Source organism: Streptomyces sp. MJM8645, assembly GCF_001625365.1.
Taxonomy (GTDB): Bacteria; Actinomycetota; Actinomycetes; order Streptomycetales; family Streptomycetaceae; genus Kitasatospora.
Window position 1 is genome coordinate 3,681,500 of record NZ_LJJF01000001.1, and the last position, 19,202, is coordinate 3,700,701.

The 19,202-nt window shown below is 72.2% G+C and carries 15 protein-coding genes; all 15 read right to left on the bottom strand.

What is annotated here, in order from left to right:
- Positions 1-30 precede the first annotated feature (30 nt).
- Complete coding sequence (locus tag A6F73_RS15760) at positions 31-621, bottom strand: hypothetical protein (RefSeq protein ID WP_063348391.1); 591 nt, start codon at positions 619-621, stop codon at positions 31-33.
- A 45-nt stretch (positions 622-666) separates the two neighbouring features.
- Positions 667-1,704 carry a substrate-binding domain-containing protein gene (locus tag A6F73_RS15765; RefSeq protein ID WP_063348392.1) on the bottom strand — a complete coding sequence of 346 codons (1,038 nt, stop codon included), beginning with the start codon at positions 1,702-1,704 and terminating at the stop codon, positions 667-669.
- A gap of 83 nt (positions 1,705-1,787) precedes the next feature.
- Positions 1,788-2,825 (bottom strand): substrate-binding domain-containing protein, encoded by a 1,038-nt coding sequence (locus tag A6F73_RS15770; RefSeq protein ID WP_063348393.1) that lies wholly within the window; start codon positions 2,823-2,825, stop codon positions 1,788-1,790.
- 321 nt (positions 2,826-3,146) lie between these two features.
- Positions 3,147-3,551 carry a hypothetical protein gene (locus tag A6F73_RS15775; RefSeq protein ID WP_063348394.1) on the bottom strand — a complete coding sequence of 135 codons (405 nt, stop codon included), beginning with the start codon at positions 3,549-3,551 and terminating at the stop codon, positions 3,147-3,149.
- Positions 3,541-3,939, bottom strand: a complete 399-nt coding sequence (locus tag A6F73_RS15780; RefSeq protein ID WP_244293400.1) for a hypothetical protein — start codon at positions 3,937-3,939, stop codon at positions 3,541-3,543. The genes A6F73_RS15775 and A6F73_RS15780 overlap by 11 nt, the downstream gene beginning before the upstream one ends.
- A gap of 293 nt (positions 3,940-4,232) precedes the next feature.
- The gene (locus A6F73_RS15785; protein ID WP_244293634.1) at positions 4,233-5,900 is read right to left on the bottom strand and encodes a GAF domain-containing protein; all 1,668 of its coding nucleotides are present in this window, start codon (positions 5,898-5,900) and stop codon (positions 4,233-4,235) included.
- A gap of 234 nt (positions 5,901-6,134) precedes the next feature.
- Positions 6,135-9,686, bottom strand: coding sequence for a thiol reductant ABC exporter subunit CydD (cydD, locus tag A6F73_RS15790; RefSeq protein WP_063348397.1), 3,552 nt, complete (start codon positions 9,684-9,686; stop codon positions 6,135-6,137).
- A 4-nt stretch (positions 9,687-9,690) separates the two neighbouring features.
- Positions 9,691-10,716 (bottom strand): cytochrome d ubiquinol oxidase subunit II, encoded by a 1,026-nt coding sequence (gene cydB, locus A6F73_RS15795; RefSeq protein WP_063348398.1) that lies wholly within the window; start codon positions 10,714-10,716, stop codon positions 9,691-9,693.
- A gap of 19 nt (positions 10,717-10,735) precedes the next feature.
- Complete coding sequence (locus A6F73_RS15800; protein ID WP_063348399.1) at positions 10,736-12,280, bottom strand: cytochrome ubiquinol oxidase subunit I; 1,545 nt, start codon at positions 12,278-12,280, stop codon at positions 10,736-10,738.
- A 441-nt stretch (positions 12,281-12,721) separates the two neighbouring features.
- Positions 12,722-14,110 (bottom strand): EF-hand domain-containing protein, encoded by a 1,389-nt coding sequence (locus tag A6F73_RS15805; RefSeq protein ID WP_244293401.1) that lies wholly within the window; start codon positions 14,108-14,110, stop codon positions 12,722-12,724.
- On the bottom strand, positions 14,103-14,681 hold the full coding sequence (locus tag A6F73_RS15810; RefSeq protein ID WP_063348400.1) for a Uma2 family endonuclease: 579 nt from the start codon (positions 14,679-14,681) through the stop codon (positions 14,103-14,105). Before A6F73_RS15810 ends, A6F73_RS15805 begins: the two co-directional genes overlap by 8 nt.
- 206 nt (positions 14,682-14,887) lie before the next feature.
- Positions 14,888-15,832, bottom strand: coding sequence for an LAETG motif-containing sortase-dependent surface protein (locus tag A6F73_RS15815; protein WP_063348401.1), 945 nt, complete (start codon positions 15,830-15,832; stop codon positions 14,888-14,890).
- A 174-nt stretch (positions 15,833-16,006) separates the two neighbouring features.
- Complete coding sequence (locus A6F73_RS15820) at positions 16,007-17,584, bottom strand: HAMP domain-containing sensor histidine kinase (protein WP_244293402.1); 1,578 nt, start codon at positions 17,582-17,584, stop codon at positions 16,007-16,009.
- Positions 17,585-17,596: 12 nt separating this feature from the next.
- The gene (locus tag A6F73_RS15825; protein ID WP_244293403.1) at positions 17,597-18,385 is read right to left on the bottom strand and encodes a response regulator transcription factor; all 789 of its coding nucleotides are present in this window, start codon (positions 18,383-18,385) and stop codon (positions 17,597-17,599) included.
- Between the two features lie 250 nt (positions 18,386-18,635).
- Positions 18,636-19,109, bottom strand: coding sequence for a carboxymuconolactone decarboxylase family protein (locus A6F73_RS15830; RefSeq protein WP_063348403.1), 474 nt, complete (start codon positions 19,107-19,109; stop codon positions 18,636-18,638).
- Positions 19,110-19,202: the final 93 nt, after the last annotated feature.

Below are 19,202 nucleotides of genomic sequence, written 5' to 3' on the forward strand. Positions count from 1 at the left end.
GATCACCCCGCGGTCATCGCGGGCCGGGGGTCAGCTGCCCGGGGTGAAGGACAGGGCGAGCGAGCCGACCGACTGGCCGCCGGTGAAGTACGTGGTGCCGAGGGCCTTGTCCAGGTACTGCGCGCCCTCCGCGTCCACCTGGAGGCTGGAAGCGGTGAGGCTCTGCGTGGTGCCGGTGCGGCCGACCTGGGTGTCGCCCAGCGGGTCCAGCAGCGCCACCGGGTTGGTGCCGCCGTCCGGGACGGCCGTGATCTTCCAGCTGCGGACGCCGAAGTCGAGCTGCTTGAAGACGACGCTCTTGCCGTTCGTGGCGTTGAAGAAGAGCAGGCTGCCGCCGAACTGCACGTCCCCGGAGAAGGACGGGATGTTGGCCGCTCCGCCGGTCACCGGGAAGGTCGCGGTGATGGCGTTGTTGGCGGCGGCCGCGGTGGCCGGCGTCAGCGGGACGACGACGATGCCCTTGAGCACCGACTTGGCCAGGAACGCGCCGTCGACGGTGATCACGGCGCTGCCGGTGGGCGCGGTGGCGGTGGTGTCGGCCACGGCCACACCGCCGACACCGGTGACCGCCAGGACGACGGCGGCACCGGTGGTGGCGAGGCGGATGCCGGTTCTTGCCATGCTGAACTCCTTGGGAGAGGTGGGATGGTGCGGGTGGAGCAGTGGTCAGCTGTGCGTGATGCTCCCGCAGGCGTGGGGCGGCAGCGGAAGGAAGCCGAACCCGGTGATGTCCGCGAGGGCGGTCGGATTGGTGCAGATCCAACCGTCGGCGCCGAAGACGGAGCGCAGTGCGGCACCGTGGGCGTCGGCGGCGTTCCAGTCGGAGCGGCGGAGCACGTGGTAGAGGGAGAGGACGTAGCTACCGCCGACGAAGTTCTTGTTGATGGCCTTCTTCGCGGTGTCGACCGGCGCGTCGCCGTTGACGTTGCGGATGGTCAGCGGGCCCTGCACATCCGAACCGCTGCCCCGGCCGTAGTACATCTGCCCGACGTAGTGCCCCACGGAGTAGGGGACCAGCGCGTCGGGGTCGTTCAACTGGGCGTCGCTGCCCTCGTTCTCCTGCACACCCTCGGTCACACAGAGGCCGAAGGCCGAGACGCCGATCTTCCACAGGAAGTTCGTGCGGAGGGCTGAGCCGGGCTGCGGCAGGAACGGCTTGATGGTGGTGCTGGGCAGGCTGGGGTCGATCTGGTCCCAGGTGGTGACGTTGCAGGTGTAGATGTCCTTGAGGTTCTGCGTGGTCAGGTTGGCCGGCGCGTTACCACCGGATTTGGCCGCCCAGGACACCGCGTCCGATGCGAACGCCACGAATTCGAAGGTGTTCGGGTCGGTCAGTGCCGGACCACGTGAGGAGCGGGCGAAGTCCACGGTGGTACTGGTGTTGTTCTTCAAGGCCTGGATGCCGGCGTCGGCCCCGTTCGGGCGGGCGATCGACGTGGCGCCGGTCTTGGTGGTGATCGGCGAGGTGCCCGTCGCGTCCCAGCTGTACAGGCGCGGCGTGGTGGTGTCGGTGCTCGGGATGGTGGCGTTGTAGTCCGCGGAGAGCTGGTTCATCACCAGCTGCGTGACGCCGTCCCCCACCCCCACGATGTCCCGTGCGGCCGGCAGCGACGTCGGATCGGCGGCCCCCGTGCCGCCGGTCGCGGTGACGACCGCCGTCGCCAGAGCGGCGGCGGCGAGCAGCTTCTTCGTCGTTCCACGCATGGTCCCGGGCCCCTTCGACGGCTCCTCCGATGGCCGGCGGCCACGGGCGCTGCGCCCGTGGCCGCCGGATGGTGCGGGGTGGATCAGGAGTGGGTGACGCTGCCGCAGGCGCCGGCCGGCAGCGGCAGGAAGCCGAAGCTCTTCAGGTCGGCGGACGCGGTGGCGTTGGTGCAGACCCAGCCGCTGGTGCCGAAGATGGCGCGCAGCGCGGTGCCGTGGGTGTCGGTGGCGATCCAGTCGGAGTGACGGACCACGTTGTAGACGCTGCGGGCGTAGGAGGTACCGGCGAAGGCGTTGGTGATCACCTTGTTGACGGTGTCGACCGGGGCGACGCCGTTGACGTTGCGGATGGTCAGCGGGCCCTGGACGTCGGCGCCGCTGCCCTTGCCGTAGTACACCTGGCCGACGTAGTGGGCGACGGAGTAGGGGACCAGCGCGTCGGGGTCGTTCAGCTGGGCGTCGCTGCCCTCGTTCTCCTGCACGCCCTCGGTGACGCAGAGGCCGAAGGCCGAGACGCCGATGGTGGAGAGGAAGAAGGAGCGGGTGCCGGAGCCGGACTGCGGCAGGAACGGCTTGATGGTGGTGCTGGGCAGGCTGGGGTCGATCTGGTCCCAGGTGGTGACGTTGCAGGTGTAGATGTCCTTGAGGTTCTGCGTGGTCAGGTTGGCCGGCGCGTTGCCGCCGTTCTGGGCCGCCCAGGACACCGCGTCCGTGGCGTACGCCACGAAGTCGAAGGTGTTCGGGTCGGTCGACGCCGGGCCGCGCGAGGAGCGGGCGAAGTCCACGGTGGCGCTGGTGTTGTTCTTCAGCGCGGTGATGCCGGCGCCGGAGCCGTTCGGGCGGGCGATGGAGGTGGCGCCGGTCTTGGTGGTGATCGGCGAGGTGCCGGTCGCGTCCCAGCTGTACAGGCGCGGGGTGGTGGTGTTGCTGCTCGGAATGGTGGCGTTGTAGTCCGCCGAGAACTGGTTCAGGACGGCCTGGGTGGTGTCGGAGCCGACGCCCACGATGTCCTTGGCGGCCGGGAGCGACGCCGGGTCGGCCAGGGCGGTGCCGCTGGCGACGGTGGCCAGGGAGGTCGCCAGGGCGGCAATGGTGAGCAGCTTGGCAGCGGTCTTACGCATGTTTCTCTTCCTCCGGTGGGAGAGACGTCCATCGCGTGGACCCGTGCTCTGGTTGGGAGCCCGGGGCCGGTGGCCGCGTCCGCTGCGGCCGCTCCGGCAGTGCAGATCCTGTCCGGCCCGGTGGTTCCGCCGGAAGGGAGGTCGAGGGCGGGTCGGGATTGTCGACTCATCGGTTCGACGAGGTTTAGCGACTGGTCAGCGCGGGCGTGGCGGAGGGGAAAGGGGGTGGTCAGAGGCCGATGACGTTCTTCTCCAGGTGGCGACTCGGGGTGTTGCCGGAAACCTGCGCTTCACCGGAACTGCACGTGGGCCCCGGCCGCCTCACAGCGGCCAGCGACCGTCCCGACCGCCCCGCCGCAACTCCTGCCCCACCCACTGGAGTCCGGACAGGAAGCCCTCGGCGCCGGCCTGGCACTGGTCGCGCCGCAGGTAGCCGCGGGCGCTGCGCGCCACCGGCGCGGGCTCGACCGCCGTCCGCCGGGTGCTGCGCACCGGCAGGTAGGCGGACCACACCCACTGCCGGCCCTCGGACTGGGCCACCGAACATCGCAGGGCCGCCCGCTCGATCAGCAACACCCGGACCGCCTCGGCGAGTTCCTCCTCGCTGCGGTAGGTGCGCACGCCCATGCCGAGCGGCCGCCCGTTGGCGGCGCGCAGCGCCCAGCCCAGGCAGCGTTCGGGTGCGGGGACGATCAGCAGACGGGGGCCGCGCCCCTCAGCGGCCATCGGGGCGTCTCAACGAGACGGTGTTCCGGGGAAGTTCACGGCCCGGCAGGTCACGAACCGGCCGCTCACGAGCGGGCCGCTCACGAACGGACTGGTCGCGAACGGGCCGGTCCCGCGCGGGCAGCTCACGAACGGGCAGCTCCCGGACGGGCAGGTCCCGCGCGGGCTGTTTGGCCAGCAGCACGACGAAGCGCCGGAAGGCGTTCTGGCAGGTCGCGTACCGCTCGTACGCCCGGCTGGAGCGCACCTCGGGCAGGCTGCGCGACCCGGGGACGACCCAGATCCAGCCGATGCCGTCCCGGACGTGGGTGATCCGCGCGGTGAGTTCGGCGGCCCCGACGCGTAATCCGTCGAAGCCGCGCTCGGCCTCGCCGGGCGTCTCGAACATGGCGGCGGTGATGGCCACCACCCGGCCGTTCGGCGCCTTCAGCTGCCAGCGGTACCGCCCGTCCGGGGCGCGCTCCGTCCTGAACCCGCCTCGACTTGCCCCTGCTGCGGTGTTCCCGCGGCCAGACGCGTCCACTGCTCCCCCGTCCGGTTACCCCTCCGAGACCGGTGCAAAGCTATGTGTGCACACGGACCCACGGAAAGCCCAGAACGTTCACAACTTGCGCTGTTGGTCGGGAAGTTCTCCCTCGTTTAACTTTCACCGGCCAACCGCCGAGGAGGATCGGGCCGGGTTCAGAGCCGGGCCGTCCAGCGGACCCTGGTGCCCTTCCCGTACGGCCCGGCCTCGTGCCAGGCGGCGCCGCCGAGCGCCTCGGCCCGCCGGGTCAGGTTGAGCAGGCCGCTGCGGCGCCCGCCCGCCGGGATGCCGACGCCGTCGTCGGTCACCGTCAGCAGCACGCCCGGGCGCCCGCCCCGGTCCAGCGACTCCGGGTCGCCGCTCACCGGCCGGCCGGTGTCGTCCAGATGGGCGGTCGCGTCGATCTCGACGCCGACCCGGGAGGCCCGCGCGTGCCGGGCCGTGTTGGAGAGCATCTCCCTGAGCGCGGCGAGCAGTTGGCGGCCGTTCTTCTCCTCGACCAGGCTCTCCACCGGCCCGACGAAGCTCACCGAGGGCTTGAAGCCGAGTGCGGCCGCGGCCTGGCTGGCCTCCCGCAGCACCCGGGTGCGCAGGGTGTCCGGCGCGTCGCCGTGGTTGTCGTGCTGGAGGGCGTAGATGGTGGTGCGGACCTCCTGGATGGTGGCGTCCAGCTCGTCCACCGCCTTGCCGATGCCGACCTTCACCTCGGGCACCACGGACCGCCGGGCCGCGCTCTCCAGCATCATCCCGGTGGCGAACAGCCGCTGGATCACCAGGTCGTGCAGGTCGCGGGCGATCCGGTCGCGGTCCTGGAAGACGGCCAGGCGCTGCTGGTCGCGCTGGCCCTCGGCGAGCCGCAGGGCCAGTGCGGCCTGCGAGGCGAAGGTCTCGGCGAGCTGCTTCTCGGTGTCGGTGAACGACAGGGCGCCGCGCGGGCGCCAGACGCAGAGCCCGCCGAGCACCCGCCCGGCGGCGACCATCGGGACGGCCATGGACGGGCCGAAGGCGCGGGCGAGCCGGATCTCCACGGTCGGGTCGCTGGACATGTCGTCCAGGTAGACGCTCTCCCCGGCGAGCAGTCGGGCCGCGAAGCTCTTCCTGGGCAGCAGCTCGCCCCGGACGAACTCGGCGGCCTCGCCGGAGGCGTGGGCGACCCGCATCTGCCCGTCGCCGTCCTCCGTCGGTTCGGTCGGGAGCAGGATCATGCCGAGCGCGGCGTCCGCCAGCTCCCGGACCTGCTCGGCCGCGACGGTGAGCGCGGTCTCGGCCTGGTCGGTGGAGAGCAGCGCCGTGGTGACGGCGGAGGCGCCGGCGATCCAGCGTTCCCGGCGCCGCCCCTCCTCGTACAGCCGGGAGTTCTCGATGGCGACGCCGGCCGCCGCGGCGAGCGCGTGCACCACCTGTTCGTCCTCGGGGGTGAAGGCGCCGCCGCCCTTCTTCTCGGTGAGGTAGAGGTTGCCGAAGACCTCGTCGCGGACCCGGATCGGCTCGCCGAGGAAGGTCTTCATCTCCGGGTGGTGCGGCGGGAATCCGGAGGAGCGCGGGTCGGCGCCGAGGTCGGCGAGCCGCAGCGGCTCGGGGCGGTCGATCAGCGCGCCGAGGATGCCGCGTCCGGCGGGCAGTTCGCCGATCTCGGCGGCGGTCTCGTCGTCGACGCCGACGTGGATGAAGTCGGCCAGACCGGTGCCGCCGGGGGCGATCACGCCGAGGGCCGCGTACCGGGCGTCGACGAGTTCGGCGGCGCCGGTGGCGATCCGGTGCAGGGTGGCGTGCAGGTCGAGCCCGGCGCCGATCGAGACCACCGCCTCCAGCAGCCGCTGCATCCGGTCGGTGACCGCGGCGGCCGACTGCAGCCGCTCCGCGACCTCGGTGACCAGGGTGTCCAGCCCGAGCGAGGCGATCTCCGGCACCCGATGGGGTGTCGGCTCGGGCGCGGCGGCGGAGGGCTCTGGCGTGGGGTCCATGCAGAAAGCCTAGTTTGTACGCTTTTCATCCGAAGGACGGCGCTGCTCGGGAAACGCGCCTTGACCGGGCCTGGCAGGTGGCCCCGACCGGGCCTAACGGGTGGCCCCGACCGGCTCCACCAGCCCGTCCGCCTCCCGCTCCAGCAGCCCGTCCGCCTCCCGCTCCCGCCGCCACATGGCGTGCAGCCGCCCGTCCCGGTCCGCGATCAGCTCCGACCAGCGGCCGCGCTCAGCGACCCGGCCGCCGTCCAGCACCAGCACCTCGTCGACGGTGGTGTCGTCCAGGCCGGCCAGCCGGTGCGTGATCAGCACGGTGGTGCGGCCCTCGGTGGCGGCCAGCAGGTCGGTGGTGAGCGCGTCGGCGGTGGGCAGGTCGAGGTGTTCGGCGGGCTCGTCCAGGACGAGCACCGGGAAGTCGGCGAGCAGGGCCCGGGCCAGTGCGAGGCGCTGCCGCTGGCCGCCGGAGAGCCGGGCGCCGTGCTCGCCGACCATGGTGTCCAGGCCGTCGGGCAGGGTCAGCGTCCAGTCCAGCAGCCGGGCGGCGGCGAGCGCGGCGCGCAGGTCGTCCTCGGTGGCGCCCGGCCGGGCCAGCCGCAGGTTCTCCCGCAGCGAGCTGTCGAAGACGTGGGCGTCCTGGGCGCACAGTCCGATCACCCGGCGGACGTCCTCGCCCGCGAGCGCGCGGCTGTCCACAGCCGGTGGGCGGCCGTCGGCGAAGGTGACGGTGCCCGCGCTCGGTTCCAGGAACCGCAGCAGCGCCTGGGCCAGCGTGGTCTTGCCGGAGCCGGACGGGCCGACCACGGCGATCCGGCGGCCGGCCGCGAGGTCGAGGTCGACGCCGGTGAGCGCGTCCACGGCCTGCCCGGGGTGCCGGACGGTCAGTCCGCGCACGGCGACCGGCAGCGGCTGTTCGGGCAGCGCGGCGGGCGCGGCCGGCTCCGGGACGGCGGCCTCGGCCTCCAGCACCTCGTCCAGCCGGGCCCGCGCGGCCCGGCTGCGCTGGCGCGCCTGGACGGCCAGCGGCATCCCGGTGACGGCCTCGAACGCGGCCAGCGGGGTGAGCACGACCACGGCCAGGCAGACCGGCGCCAGCGCGCCGCCGTGCACCCCCTGGACGCCGACGGCCGCCGCGGCGGTCACGGTCAGCCCGGTGAGCAGCGTGATCAGCCCGGTGCCGAGCGCGGTGGTGGCCGCCGAGCGGGCGGCCAGCCGGGTGAGTGCGGCGTCGGCGCCGTGGACGGCGGCGAGCCGGCCGGGCAGCGCACCGGCCACGGTGAGTTCGGCGGTGCCGGTGAAGGCGTCGACGACGGTGGTGGCGAGCCGCCCGCGCTCCGGGGCCTGCCGCCGTTCGGCGCCAGCCGACCAGCGGGCGGCCAGGGCGGGCACCACCGCGCCCGCGAGCAGCAGCCCGATCCCGAGCACGACCCCGGCGGCGGGCAGGAAGGCGCCCATCGCCGCCGCCGCGGCCAGCGAGACCACGCCCGCCACGGCGGCCGGCAGCCGCCAGCGCAGGTGGTGGTCCTGGATCGCGTCGACGTCGGCGACCAGCCGGGAGAGCAGGTCGCCGCGCCGGAAGGCGGGCAGTCCGGCCGGGGCGAGCGCGGTGAGCCGCCGGTAGACGGCGGCCCGCAGGGTGCCGAGGGTGCGCAGCACGGCGTCGTGCGAGACCAGCCGTTCGGCGTAGCGGAAGACGCTGCGGCCGATGCCGAAGGCCCGTACCGAGGTGACGGCCATCATCAGGTAGAGCACCGGCGGCATCTCGGAGGCCCGGGAGATCAGGTAGCCGGAGGTGGCCATCAGCGCGACGGCGCAGCCGAGGGCGAGCGCGCCGAGCAGGACGGACAGCGCCAGCCTCGGGGTGGCGGCGTCGGCTTCGGGCTCGTCCTGCGCCGTGGCGGGGGCGGGCGTCGGCCGCCCGCTGTGCGCGGGCCGCCCGACCGCAGCGGAGACCGCAGCGGAGGCCACCGCCGCAGCCGGGCCGGCGGCCGGGGCGGGCGCCCCCGCCAGCCGGACCCGCCGGTCGGCGACGGCCAGCAGCGCCGGCCGGTGGGCGACGATCAGCACGGTGCGCGCCGGGTCCTCGGCGAGCGTCCGGACGGCGTCCACGACGGCGGCCTCGGAGGCGCCGTCCAGGTTGGCGGTCGGCTCGTCGAGGAGGACCAGCGGCCGGTCGTCGGCGAGCAGGACGCGGGCGAGCGCGAGCCGCTGGCGCTGCCCGGCGGAGAGCCCGGCGCCGTCCTCGCCGAGCGGGGCGTCCAGCCTGGTCACGAAGTCGAGCGCGTGCGCGGCCCGTAGCGCCGTCCACAGCTGCTCGTCGGTGGCCTCCGGGCGGTAGAGCCGCAGGTTGTCGGCGACCGTCCCGGCGAACAGGTGCGGGTGCTGCGGCACCCAGGCGATCTGCCGCCGCCAGCTCGCCGGTTCCAGTGCGGCCAGGTCGTGGGTCCGCCCGTCGGCGACGGTGATCCGGACGGTGCCGGCGTCCGGGGCGACGAGGCCGAGCAGGACGGCGAGCAGGGTGGACTTGCCGGCCCCGCTCGGGCCGGTGAGGGCGGTGGTGGTGCCCGGGCGCAGGGTCAGCGCGGCGCCGTCCAGGGCGGGCTCGGTCCGGCCGGGGTGGCGTACGACCAGGTCGGAGACGGCGACGACGGCCCCGGTGAGGGCGGGTGCGGGCACCGTGCCGGCGGCGGGCAGCGGGGTCTCCAGCACCTGGAAGATCTCGTCGGCGGCGGTCAGGCCCTCCACGCTGGAGTGGTAGAGCGCGCCGACCTGGCGGATCGGGAAGTACACCTCGGGGGCGAGGATCAGGATCAGCAGCCCGGTCTCCAGGTCGAGCGTGCCGTCCACCAGCCGGAAGCCGACGGTGACCGCGACCAGTGCGACCGACAGGGTGGAGAGCAGTTCCAGCGCGAAGGAGGAGATGAAGGCGATCCGCAGGGTGCGCAGGGTGGCGCGGCGGTAGTCGGCGGTGATCCGGGCGATGGTGGCGGCCTGGGCGCGGGCCCGGTTGAACACCTTGAGGGTGGGCAGTCCGGCCACCACGTCGAGGAAGTGGTGCGAGAGCCGGGCCAGGGTGCCCCACTGCCGGTCCATCCGGCTCTGGGTGGCCATCCCGATCAGCACCATGAACAGCGGGATCAGCGGGAGCGTCCCGGCGATGATCGCGGCCGAGGTGAAGTCGGCGCCGACGATCCGCAGCAGCACGATCACCGGGACGACGACGGCGAGCGCCAACTGCGGCAGGTAGCGGGCGAAATAGTCGTCCAGCGCGTCGACGCCGCGGGTGGCGAGGGTGGTGAGTTCGCCGGTGCGCCGGCCCGCCAGGTAGGCCGGGCCGAGCGCGGTGGCGTGGTCGAGCAGCCGGCGCCGCAGGGTGGACTTCACCCGGGCGACGGACCGGTGCGCGGTGAGCTCGGTGAGCCAGCCGACCAGCCCGCGCCCGACGGCCGTCAGGGCGAGCAGCAGCAGCGGCGTGGTCAGTTCGCCGAGGGTCGCCTGGCGCTGGAAGGCGCGGACGACGATCTCGGCGATCAGACTCGCCTGGGCCACCACCAGGGCCGCGCCCGCCCCGCCGAGGAGCACGGATCCGGCGAGGAAGGCACGGGTGGTGCGGGCGTACCCGAGGAGTCGGGGGTCGACCGGCTTCACGGCGTCAGGCCTGGTCGAGCGCGGCGGCCGGGTTGTGCCCGGGGATGTGCTGGACGCCGATGCGCTTGCGGAACACCCAGTACGTCCAGCCCTGGTAGAGCAGCACGAGCGGGGTGAACACCGCGGCCACGATGGTCATCAGCTTCAGCGTGTACGGCGAGGAGGCCGCGTTGCTGACGGTCAGGCTCCAGCCGTCGTTGAGGGTGGAGGGCATGACGTTCGGGAAGAGCGCCAGGAAGAGCATCGCGACGGCGGCCACGATGGTCGCCCCGGAGAGGATGAACGCCCATCCCTCGCGGCCGAGTTGGTTGGCCGCCAGGGCTCCGACCAGGGCCAGCACGGCGATGATCAGGGCGGCCAGGCTGCGGCCGTTGCCGTTGTCGGCCTGCGTCCAGAGCAGGAAGGCCAGCGCCAGCACCGCCGCCACCACGCCCACCCGCAGGGCGGTGGCCCGCGCCCGGTCGCGGATGTCGCCGACCGTCTTGAGCGCCGCGAACACCGCGCCGTGGAAGGTGAACAGGCTGAGCGTCACCAGGCCGCCGAGGATGGCGTACGGGTTGAGCAGGTCCCAGAAGGTGCCGACGTAGTTCTTCTGCGCGTCGATGTCGACGCCGCGCACGATGTTGGCGAAGGCCACGCCCCACAGGAAGGCCGGGAGCAGCGAGGTCCAGAAGATGGCCTCCTCCCAGTTGCGCTGCCAGCGCGCGTCGTCGCGCTTGGCCCGGTACTCGAAGGCCACGCCACGCACGATGAGGCAGACCAGGATGATCAGCAGCGGGATGTAGAAGCCGCTGAACAGGGTCGCGTACCAGTCCGGGAAGGCCGCGAAGGTGGCGCCGCCGGCGGTCAGCAGCCAGACCTCGTTGCCGTCCCAGACCGGGCCGATGGTGTTGATCAGGACGCGCCGTTCGGCGGTGTTGCGGGCGAGCGGCTTGGTGAGGATGCCGATCCCGAAGTCGAAGCCCTCCAGGAAGAAGTAGCCGATCCACAGGACCGCGATCAGTACGAACCAGACGTCGTGGAGTTGCATGTCAGATCCCCTGTGGTCCTCAGTAGGCGAAGGCGAGAGGCTTGTCGGCGTCGTCGTCCGAGGACGGTCCGCGCAGGGTCGGGTCCTTGGCGGGGGGCTGCTCGGTCACCACCGGGCCGGCCTTGGCGTACTTCACCAGCAGCCGGACCTCGACGACGGCGAGGATCGCGTACAGCAGGGTGAAGGTGGTGAGGGCGCCGATCTGGGTGCCGACGCTCACGTTGGGGGAGACCGCGCTCGCCGTGGTCATCAGGCCGAAGACGGCCCAGGGCTGGCGGCCCATCTCGGTGAAGATCCAGCCGAAGCTGTTGGCGATCAGCGGGAATCCCATGGTCAGGATGCCGATCCGCCAGCTCCACTTGGTGAGGAACGGACCCATCTCCCGCCCGGGGGTGAGCATCAGCCGGGGCACCTCGGTCTCGCCGGTGCGGAACTCGGGGCGCAGGAACTTCTTGCGCCGGGTGGTCCAGAGCCCGATCAGGCCGGCCACGAAGGAGGTCATCCCGAAACCGATCATGAGGCGGAAGCCCCAGTAGGTGACGAAGATGCTCGGGATGTAGTCCTTGGGGTCGCCGCCGTACTTGGCGGCCTCGGCGGCCGCGGTGTCGTTGATGCCGGGGACGGAGGAGTTGAAGTCGCTGTGGGCGAGGAAGGAGAGTATCCCGGGGATCTCCAGCTCGACCGAGTTGTGGCCCTTGCTGACGTCGCCGACCGCGAAGATCGAGAACGGCGCGGGCGACTGGGTGTCCCACAGGGCCTCGGCGGCGGCCATCTTCATCGGCTGCTGCTCGAACATGACCTTGGCGAGCGAGTCGCCGCTGAGCGCGGTGCCGGCGCCGAAGACCACGGCGAGGACCAGGCCGAGTCGCAGCGAAGTGCGCATCACGGCGGTCTTCTTGGGGTCGGCGTTCTCCGGCTTGCGCTTGGCCTTCCAGAGGTGGAAGGAGGCGATGCCGACCATGAAGGCCGCGCCGGTGAGGAAGGCGGCGGTCAGGGTGTGCGCCACCACGGTGAGGGTGGTGTTCTGGAACAGCACCTTGGCGATGTCGGTGAGCTGGGCCTTGCCGGTGGCCGGGTCGATCGAGTAACCGACCGGGTGCTGCATCCAGGAGTTGGCCGCCAGGATGAAGTAGGCGGAGAGCACGGTGCCCAGGGCGACCATCCACATGCAGGCGCAGTGGATCTTCTTCGGCAGCTTGTCCCAGCCGAAGATCCACAGGCCGATGAAGGTGGACTCGAAGAAGAAGGCGATCAACGCCTCCATCGCGAGCGGGGCGCCGAAGACGTCGCCGACGAAACGGGAGTAGTCGGACCAGTTCATGCCGAACTGGAATTCCTGGACGATGCCGGTGACCACGCCCATCGCGATGTTGATCAGGAAGAGCTTCCCCCAGAACTTCGTGGCGTGGAAGTACTTCTCCTTGTTCGTCCTCACCCAGGCGGTCTCCAGCCCGGCCACGATGGCGGCGAGGCTGATGGTGAGCGGGACGAAGAGGAAGTGGTAAACGGTGGTGATGCCGAATTGCCATCGCGCGATGGTCTCGTGAGCGATTGCCAGCTCCACGTCGCCCTCTCTCCAACCGACCGGCCCTGTTGAAGGGCATGTTTCGGACAAACTTCATCTATAGCTGTAGACCGCTGCCCAACTACGCAAGCTTGTCCGCTTGTGAACGTGAACACGTTCACAAGGAGCAGTATCCATCATCCTTACGAAGGAATCGCAGGCGGGGTGGGGTTGACACCTTCGGAACGGTGCGTAGCCGTACGTAGCGGGGTGTGGCCTTGTGTGGCCGCATGTGACCGCGCGTGACCGTGCGGCGGCGGTGCAGTGGTGAACGCAGTGGCGGTGGGGACAGTCTGCGGAGCCGTCCACGGCCCTGACAACGAACGGCCGGGCAGCCGGCGGAGCGGTCTTGGCCGATCCGGCGCTTGACACGGCGGCGCGGGCGCCTGGCGGGACCAGCGACCCCTGGTCCCGTCCTCGCTTCTCCGCTACGCCCTCCCGCTACGCCCGGCCGAGGAGCTGGGTGCCCGGGGTGGAGTCGGCGCGGGCGGTGAAGAACTCGGTGAAGCCGTGCAGGAACTCCTCCACGGTGATCCGGCCGTCCCCGTCCACGTCCAACTGGCGGAACCCGTGCGACAGTTCGGCCGGATGAACGCGCGGGCCGCCGAACACCGCCCGGTACTCGTCCGCCTCCAGGAAGCCGCTGCCGTCGGTGTCCGCGGCAGTGAACACGGCCCGCAGCGCGGGCAGCAGCCCCTGCTCCAGATAGGCCGGATCCCGGTCGCAGCCCGCGACGGTGGCCGCCACGAACTCCTCCCGGCTCACCTTGCCGTCGCCGTTCGCGTCCATCGCCGCGCGCAGCTGCTCCCACCAGCCGTCGAAGGCCTGGTACACCCGCGCCTCGGCGGCATCGTCCAACTCCAGCTGCCAGCACACGTTGTGCGCCATCGCCCGCAGGTCGTGGACGGTGAGGAAGCCGTCGCCGGTCTGGTCCAGCACCTCGCGGAAGAACCGGTCCACCCGGGAGCCGCGCGCGTCCCGGCGCGGGTCCCTGCGCGGCGGACGCCACCGGGACGGAGCACCGCCCCGTTCCGGAGAGCGGTAGCGCACCCGGTCCGGCAGCAGCGGGACGACCGCGCCGGCGCCCCGGTGCAGCAGCCAGGACAACAGCGCGGCCCGCCGCGTCCGCACCAGCCCGAACCGCTCCCGCACCGCCGGCGGCAGATCCGCCACCGTCAGCGCCGTGATCGCCCGCGCCACCACCACCCGCAGCACCCGCCACCCGGCGTCCCCGAGGAACCACAGCCGGCGCGGCCGCGGGGCCCCGCGCAGCATGTCCTCCAGCAGGTAGCGGGTCGCCTCGGTGAACTCCAGCCGCTCGCGCGCCGCCCGGGCGAAGTACGCGGGCAACTCGGCGGCGCTGGGTGGGAGTTCGCCCTCAGGCAGCCCGAAGGCCGCCACCGATCCGGTGAACTCCTGGTACGCCGCCTCCAGTTGGCCGGCGTCGTACGGGTCCCCGCCCAGCCGCCGCATCGCGACCACGCACTCGAACAGCGTCAGCAGCACCCACGCCCGGGTCGCCGCGTCCTCGGCGTCGTACGCCCGCCCGTCCGGCGCCGTCCCGCGGATCCGCTTGTGCGCCCGGTCCAGCCGCGCGACCTCCCGCCGCAACGCCTCCCCGTCCTGGTAGAACAGCCGCCGCCCGCTCCCCAGCGTGTGCTCCACCCGCCGCCACGGATGCGCCTGGTACGTCGAGTGCTCCGCCATCCCGGCCCCCACCACCGGATCCGCCGCCTGCAACACCAGCAGCCGCCACGCGACCAGCGCGACCCGCCACTCGGACAGATCCCGCCGGAACGACACCCCAGGACCAGCCACGGGATCAGCCACGGCGCTCACCCGTGATCTCCGGCCCGATCGCGAACCCCTTCGCGGGGCCCTCGGGGATCACGGCCTCCTCGCCGTACGGGATCCGGGTCGAGGCGGCGTAGGCACGGCGCTCGGGGTCGGGACGGGAAAGTACGGTCACGGTACCGCCGTGATCGTAGTCATCGATGATCACGTACACCGGAATGCCTGCGGAAGCGTAGGCGCGCGGCTTGAACTCCTGGTCACGGCGTTCGCAGCAGTCGGGCCACACGACCTCGGCGACAAGGGGAATCCCGGACGCCAACAGCCCCACACCCTCATGGTGTTCGGCCGCCTTCGTGTCGTCCGGTGCCACGGCGAGGTCAGGTTTCATCACCTTCAAACCGGCGGTCACATACCGGCCTTGCGTCGCCGTGTACCCCGTCCCGCGCAGGTGCTTCGTCAGGACCTTCCTGAGGCCACCTCCCACCGCTGCATGACGGAGGTCACCGATGACCGAGATGGTGATGCTGTCTTCGTCGATCTCCGCGCGCGTGTGCTTCGGGAGGGCCATGGTCTTCCAGGCCTTCCACAACCTCTGATCAGGGTCCATAGCGATCTCCCGGTGCGTGAGTAAGCACCTGGACCGTCGCACACGACCGAGGGGCCGGTCGGGTGAACTCCCGCCGTTCACCCGATCGGGGCGTTTCGGGGCCGGGAAACGCGAAACCGCAGGGCGGGCCGGGAGGGGGCCTGCCCTGCGGTTCGGGGTGCTGTGGGGTCCGCGCCCTCCTCCCGAGCGGGCGCGAACCGGGTGGATCAGGAGGAGGAGCGGGCCGGCTTGCGGCGGGAGACGTAGAGGGCCGCCGCACCCAGGCTGAGGGCCAGGCCGGAACCCAGTGCCAGGTACGGGGTGGCCGGGTTGGAACCGGTCTCGGCGAGCTCGGTGGTCGAACCAGTGGTCGCCTTGGCCGTGGCGGCGGTCGTCGACTTGGTCTGGCTGCTCGCCGTGGTCGCCTTGGCCGTCGGCTTGGCGGAGCTGGTCGACGCGGTGGTGTCCGAGATCGGGGTGACGGCGGCCGGCTGCTCCGCCGTGGCCGGGGCGGGCTGCTCGACCGGCTTCTCGCTCGGCTTGTCGGCCGGCTTGTCGGCGGGCTTGTCGACCGGCTTCTCGGCGGCGGCCTTGGCGTCGGCGAGGGCCTTGTCCGCGGTGGCCTGGGCGGCGGCCGCGGTCTTGGTGGCCTCCTGCAGCCCGTGGAGCTTGCGCATCGCCGCGACCTTGGCGTCGTCCAGCGCCGTGCCGGCGGCGGTCACGGCGGCCTTGGCCTTGGTGTCCGCGTCGGTGGCGGCGTTGGCGGCGTCGAACGCCGCCAGCATCCGCACCCTGGCCGCTTCCAACTCCTCCGGCTTCGCGGAGCGGTACGCGGCCGAGGCCTCCACGGCTTCGTTGTAGGTCTTCTCGTGGGCCGCGGCGGCCGTCTTGGCGGCGGCCTGGGCCTCCTGGAGCTTGCCGAGGTAGGGCTGCGGGTTGTTCATGAAGGCCGTGGTCTCGGCCTGCCCGGCGGCCTCGGCGGCGACGGCGGCCTGGTGGGCCTTGGCCGCGCCGGCGGCGGCCTTCTCCAGCTCCGCGATCGAGCCGGTGTCGTTCCGGGTCTGCGCCGTCGAAGCCGACTCCGCGAAGGCGGGTGCCGCGGAGAGCATGGCTGCGGGCGAGATCACGGCAGCGACGAGGGCGGCCGAGACCAGCGTACGGCGGAGTTTCACAATGACCCCTTTCGGGTCGGAAAGAAAGCAAAAGCCGTGTGCCGGGCCGTTCTTGACGTCCCGACAGCGCTGATCATAGGCACACGGATTCTTTACGCTCCATGCCGCATTCCGGCAATGAAAAACGCCCGTCATTGCCTGGTCAGCAAGGGAATTGACGTGTCGACAATGCCGTCAGGAAGTCCGGTCACCGTTGGTGGGCAGTTCGACCCGGAACGTGGCGCCGGCGCCGGGGGCGGTGTCCAGGGTGAGGGTGCCGCCGTGCGCGTGGGTGAGCGCGGTGGCGATGGCGAGGCCGAGTCCGGCGCCGCCTCCGCCGTGCCGGCTGCGGGAGGCGTCGACCCGGTAGAAGCGGTCGAAGACCCGCTGGGCCTGGCCGTCGGTGAGCCCCGGCCCGGCGTCGGCGACCTCCAGCAGGCAGACGCCGCCCGCGCCGCCGACCCCGATCCGCACCGGGGTGCCGGGCGGGGTGTGCTTGACCGCGTTGCCGACCAGGTTGGTGACCACCTGCCGCAGCCGGGCCTCGTCGCCGAGGACGGGGGCCGCGCCGGGGGCTCCGGTGCCGGACGGGCCGGTGAGGGAGACGGGCCGGGTCGGGTCGAGGGCGGTGAGGTCGTGCAGCGCGTCCGCGGCGAGGGTGCGCAGGTCCATCGGGGCGAGGTCGAGCGGGCGTTCCTCGTCGAGCCGGGCGAGCACCAGCAGGTCCTCGACCAGGGCGCCCATCCGGACGGCCTCGCTCTCGATCCGGGTCATGGTCCGTTTGACGTCCCCGTCGGTGGGCAGTGCGCCCATCCGGTAGAGCTCGGTGAAGCCGCGGATCCCGGCGAGCGGGGTGCGCAGTTCGTGCGAGGCGTCGGCGACGAACCGCCGCATCCGGGCCTCGGATTCGGCGCGGGCGGCGAAGGCGGCCTCGATCTGGGTGAGCATGCCGTTGAGCGCGATGGAGAGCCGCCCGACCTCGGTGCCGGGGGAGAGTTCCGGCATCCGGTGGGAGAGTTCGCCGTCGGCGATCCGGGCGGCGCCGGCCTCGATCCGGCGCAGTGGCCGCAGCCCGGCCCGGACGGCGAAGAACCCGAGCGCGGCAATCAGCACCAGGACGGCGCCGCCGATCGCGAGGAAGGAGCTGCGCAGCTTGCCGACGGTGGCGTCGATGTCCGAGCGGGAGACGGCCACCATGACGTAGGTCGCGGTGACGGCGGGCGAGGCGTAGTCGCTGGGGCTGGCGGCAGCCGGGGCCCGGGGGGCCTGGATCGGCAGCACGAGCACCCGCCAGTTGTAGTGGCCGCGCTGGTCGGGCAGGTCGAAGGGGACGTCGGGTTCGGTGCGGGTCGGGTCGAGGCCGGCCAGTTGGGGCGCCGGGTCGCTGTCGGAGACGGGCTGGCGCATGACGGCCTGCACCTTGCCGTCCGAGGAGAGGTACTGGACCAGGTACTGGCTGGGCAGGGTGCTGCGCTTGCCGGTGACGGCGGGGCGCCCGGCCTCCGGGGTGCCGACCCGGACCGGGCCCTTGTGGGACAGCGGCAGCCCGTACCGCTGGAGCTGCTCGTCGAGTTGATCGACCAGCTGCACCCGGACGGTGCCGAGGACGACGGCGTCGCTGACCACCAGCCCGGTGGTGACCAGCACCAGCGCGAGCACCAGCAGCCGGGCGCGCAGGGACAGCCTTGACAGCTTTGACAGCCCCGACAGCTTTGGCAGCCGGGAGAACGGCCGCCGGAACACCGACAGCCGGGTGGAGAGCCGGGCGGACACGGAGCGGACCGGTCAGCCCTGCGGGGGGCGGCGCAGCGCGTAGCCGATGCCGCGCACGGTGTGGATCAGCTTGGGGCCGTGGGCCGGGCCGGAGTCGAGCTTGCGGCGCAGGTAGGAGATGTACGACTCGACAATGGAGAGGTCGCCGCCGAAGTCGTAGGCCCAGACGTGGTCGAGGATCTGCGCCTTGGAGACCACCCGGCCGACGTTGGCCATCAGGTAGTGCAGCAGCTTGAACTCGGTCGGGGAGAGCGCGACGGGGGTGCCGGCCCGGGTGACCTCGTGGGCGACCGGGTCGAGGCTGAGGTCGGCGACGATGAGCCGGCCGTCCTCGGCGGGCCCGCCGGAGCGGCGCAGGATGGCGCGGATCCGGGCGATCAGCTCCTCCAGGCTGAACGGCTTGGTGACGTAGTCGTCGGCGCCCGCGGCGAGGCCCTGGACCTTGTCGCCGACGCCGTCCTTGGCGGTGAGGAAGAGCACCGGGAGGTGGTCGCCGGGGTGGCCGTGCACGGGCCCGGCGATCTGGCCGCGGTTGGTGCGCTCGCGCAGCTTCTCGACGACGGTGAAGCCGTCGAGGTCCGGGAGCATCACGTCGAGGACGACGAGGTCGGGGCGTTCGACGGCTATCAGGTCGAGGGCCTCGGTGCCGCTGGCGGCGGAGGCGACCCGGAAACCGGAGAAGCGCAGCGAGGCGGCGAGCAGCTCGCGGATGTTGGGTTCGTCGTCGACGACGAGGAGGAAGGCCTCGCCAGGGCCGCCGGCCACCGCGGACCCGCCTGGTGTGGTGACTGTGCCTTGCACGGGGCTTTCGCCTCCTGGTCGGACGATGGCATTCGGCATGAGGCTAGCCCCCGGAGGCTATGCGGCATCGATGAATGTTGGATTAACACCTTATCGGTCGGTTTTTTAAGCACAAGGCCCCCAGCACAGGCTGGGTGGTATGCGCACGGACGGTAACGCCCCGCAAGCGCCGACGGCCGAGAACCCGACGGCCGAGAGCCCGACGCCTGCGGCCGGGGAGACAACTCCCCGGCCGCGGAAGGGGCTCCGGTCAGGCGTGCTGACCGGGCCGGTACCCGCCGGCGGGCATCCGGGTGATCACGTTGCCGCGGTTGAAGGCGTTGATGATCGCGATGAGGGCCACCAGGGCCGCGAGCTGCTCCTCGTCGTAGTACTTCGCGGCGTTCGCCCAGGCCTCGTCCGTGACCCCGCCCGCTGCATCGGCCAGGCGGGTGCCCTGCTCCGCCAGCTCCAGGGCGGCACGCTCGGCGTCCGTGAACACCGTCGCCTCCCGCCAGGCCGCGACCAGGTTGAGGCGGGTCGCCTCCTCCCCGCCGTGCACGGCGTCCTTGAAGTGCATGTCGACGCAGTAGCCGCAGCCGTTGATCTGGCTGGCGCGCAGCTTCACCATCTCCTGCGTCGCGAACGGCAGAGCCGAGTCCACGATCGCCTTGTTGGCCGCGATGAGGTGCTTGAGGACCTTGGACATGGTCTGGCTGGCGAAGGGGTTCAGTCGGGCTTCCATCGTGTGCTCCCTTGTCGTCGTCCGCTGGTGCCCTCTGAGACAGGGCACCCCGGCGAGTCGTGACAGACATGGATGTGACCTGCATCACCATCT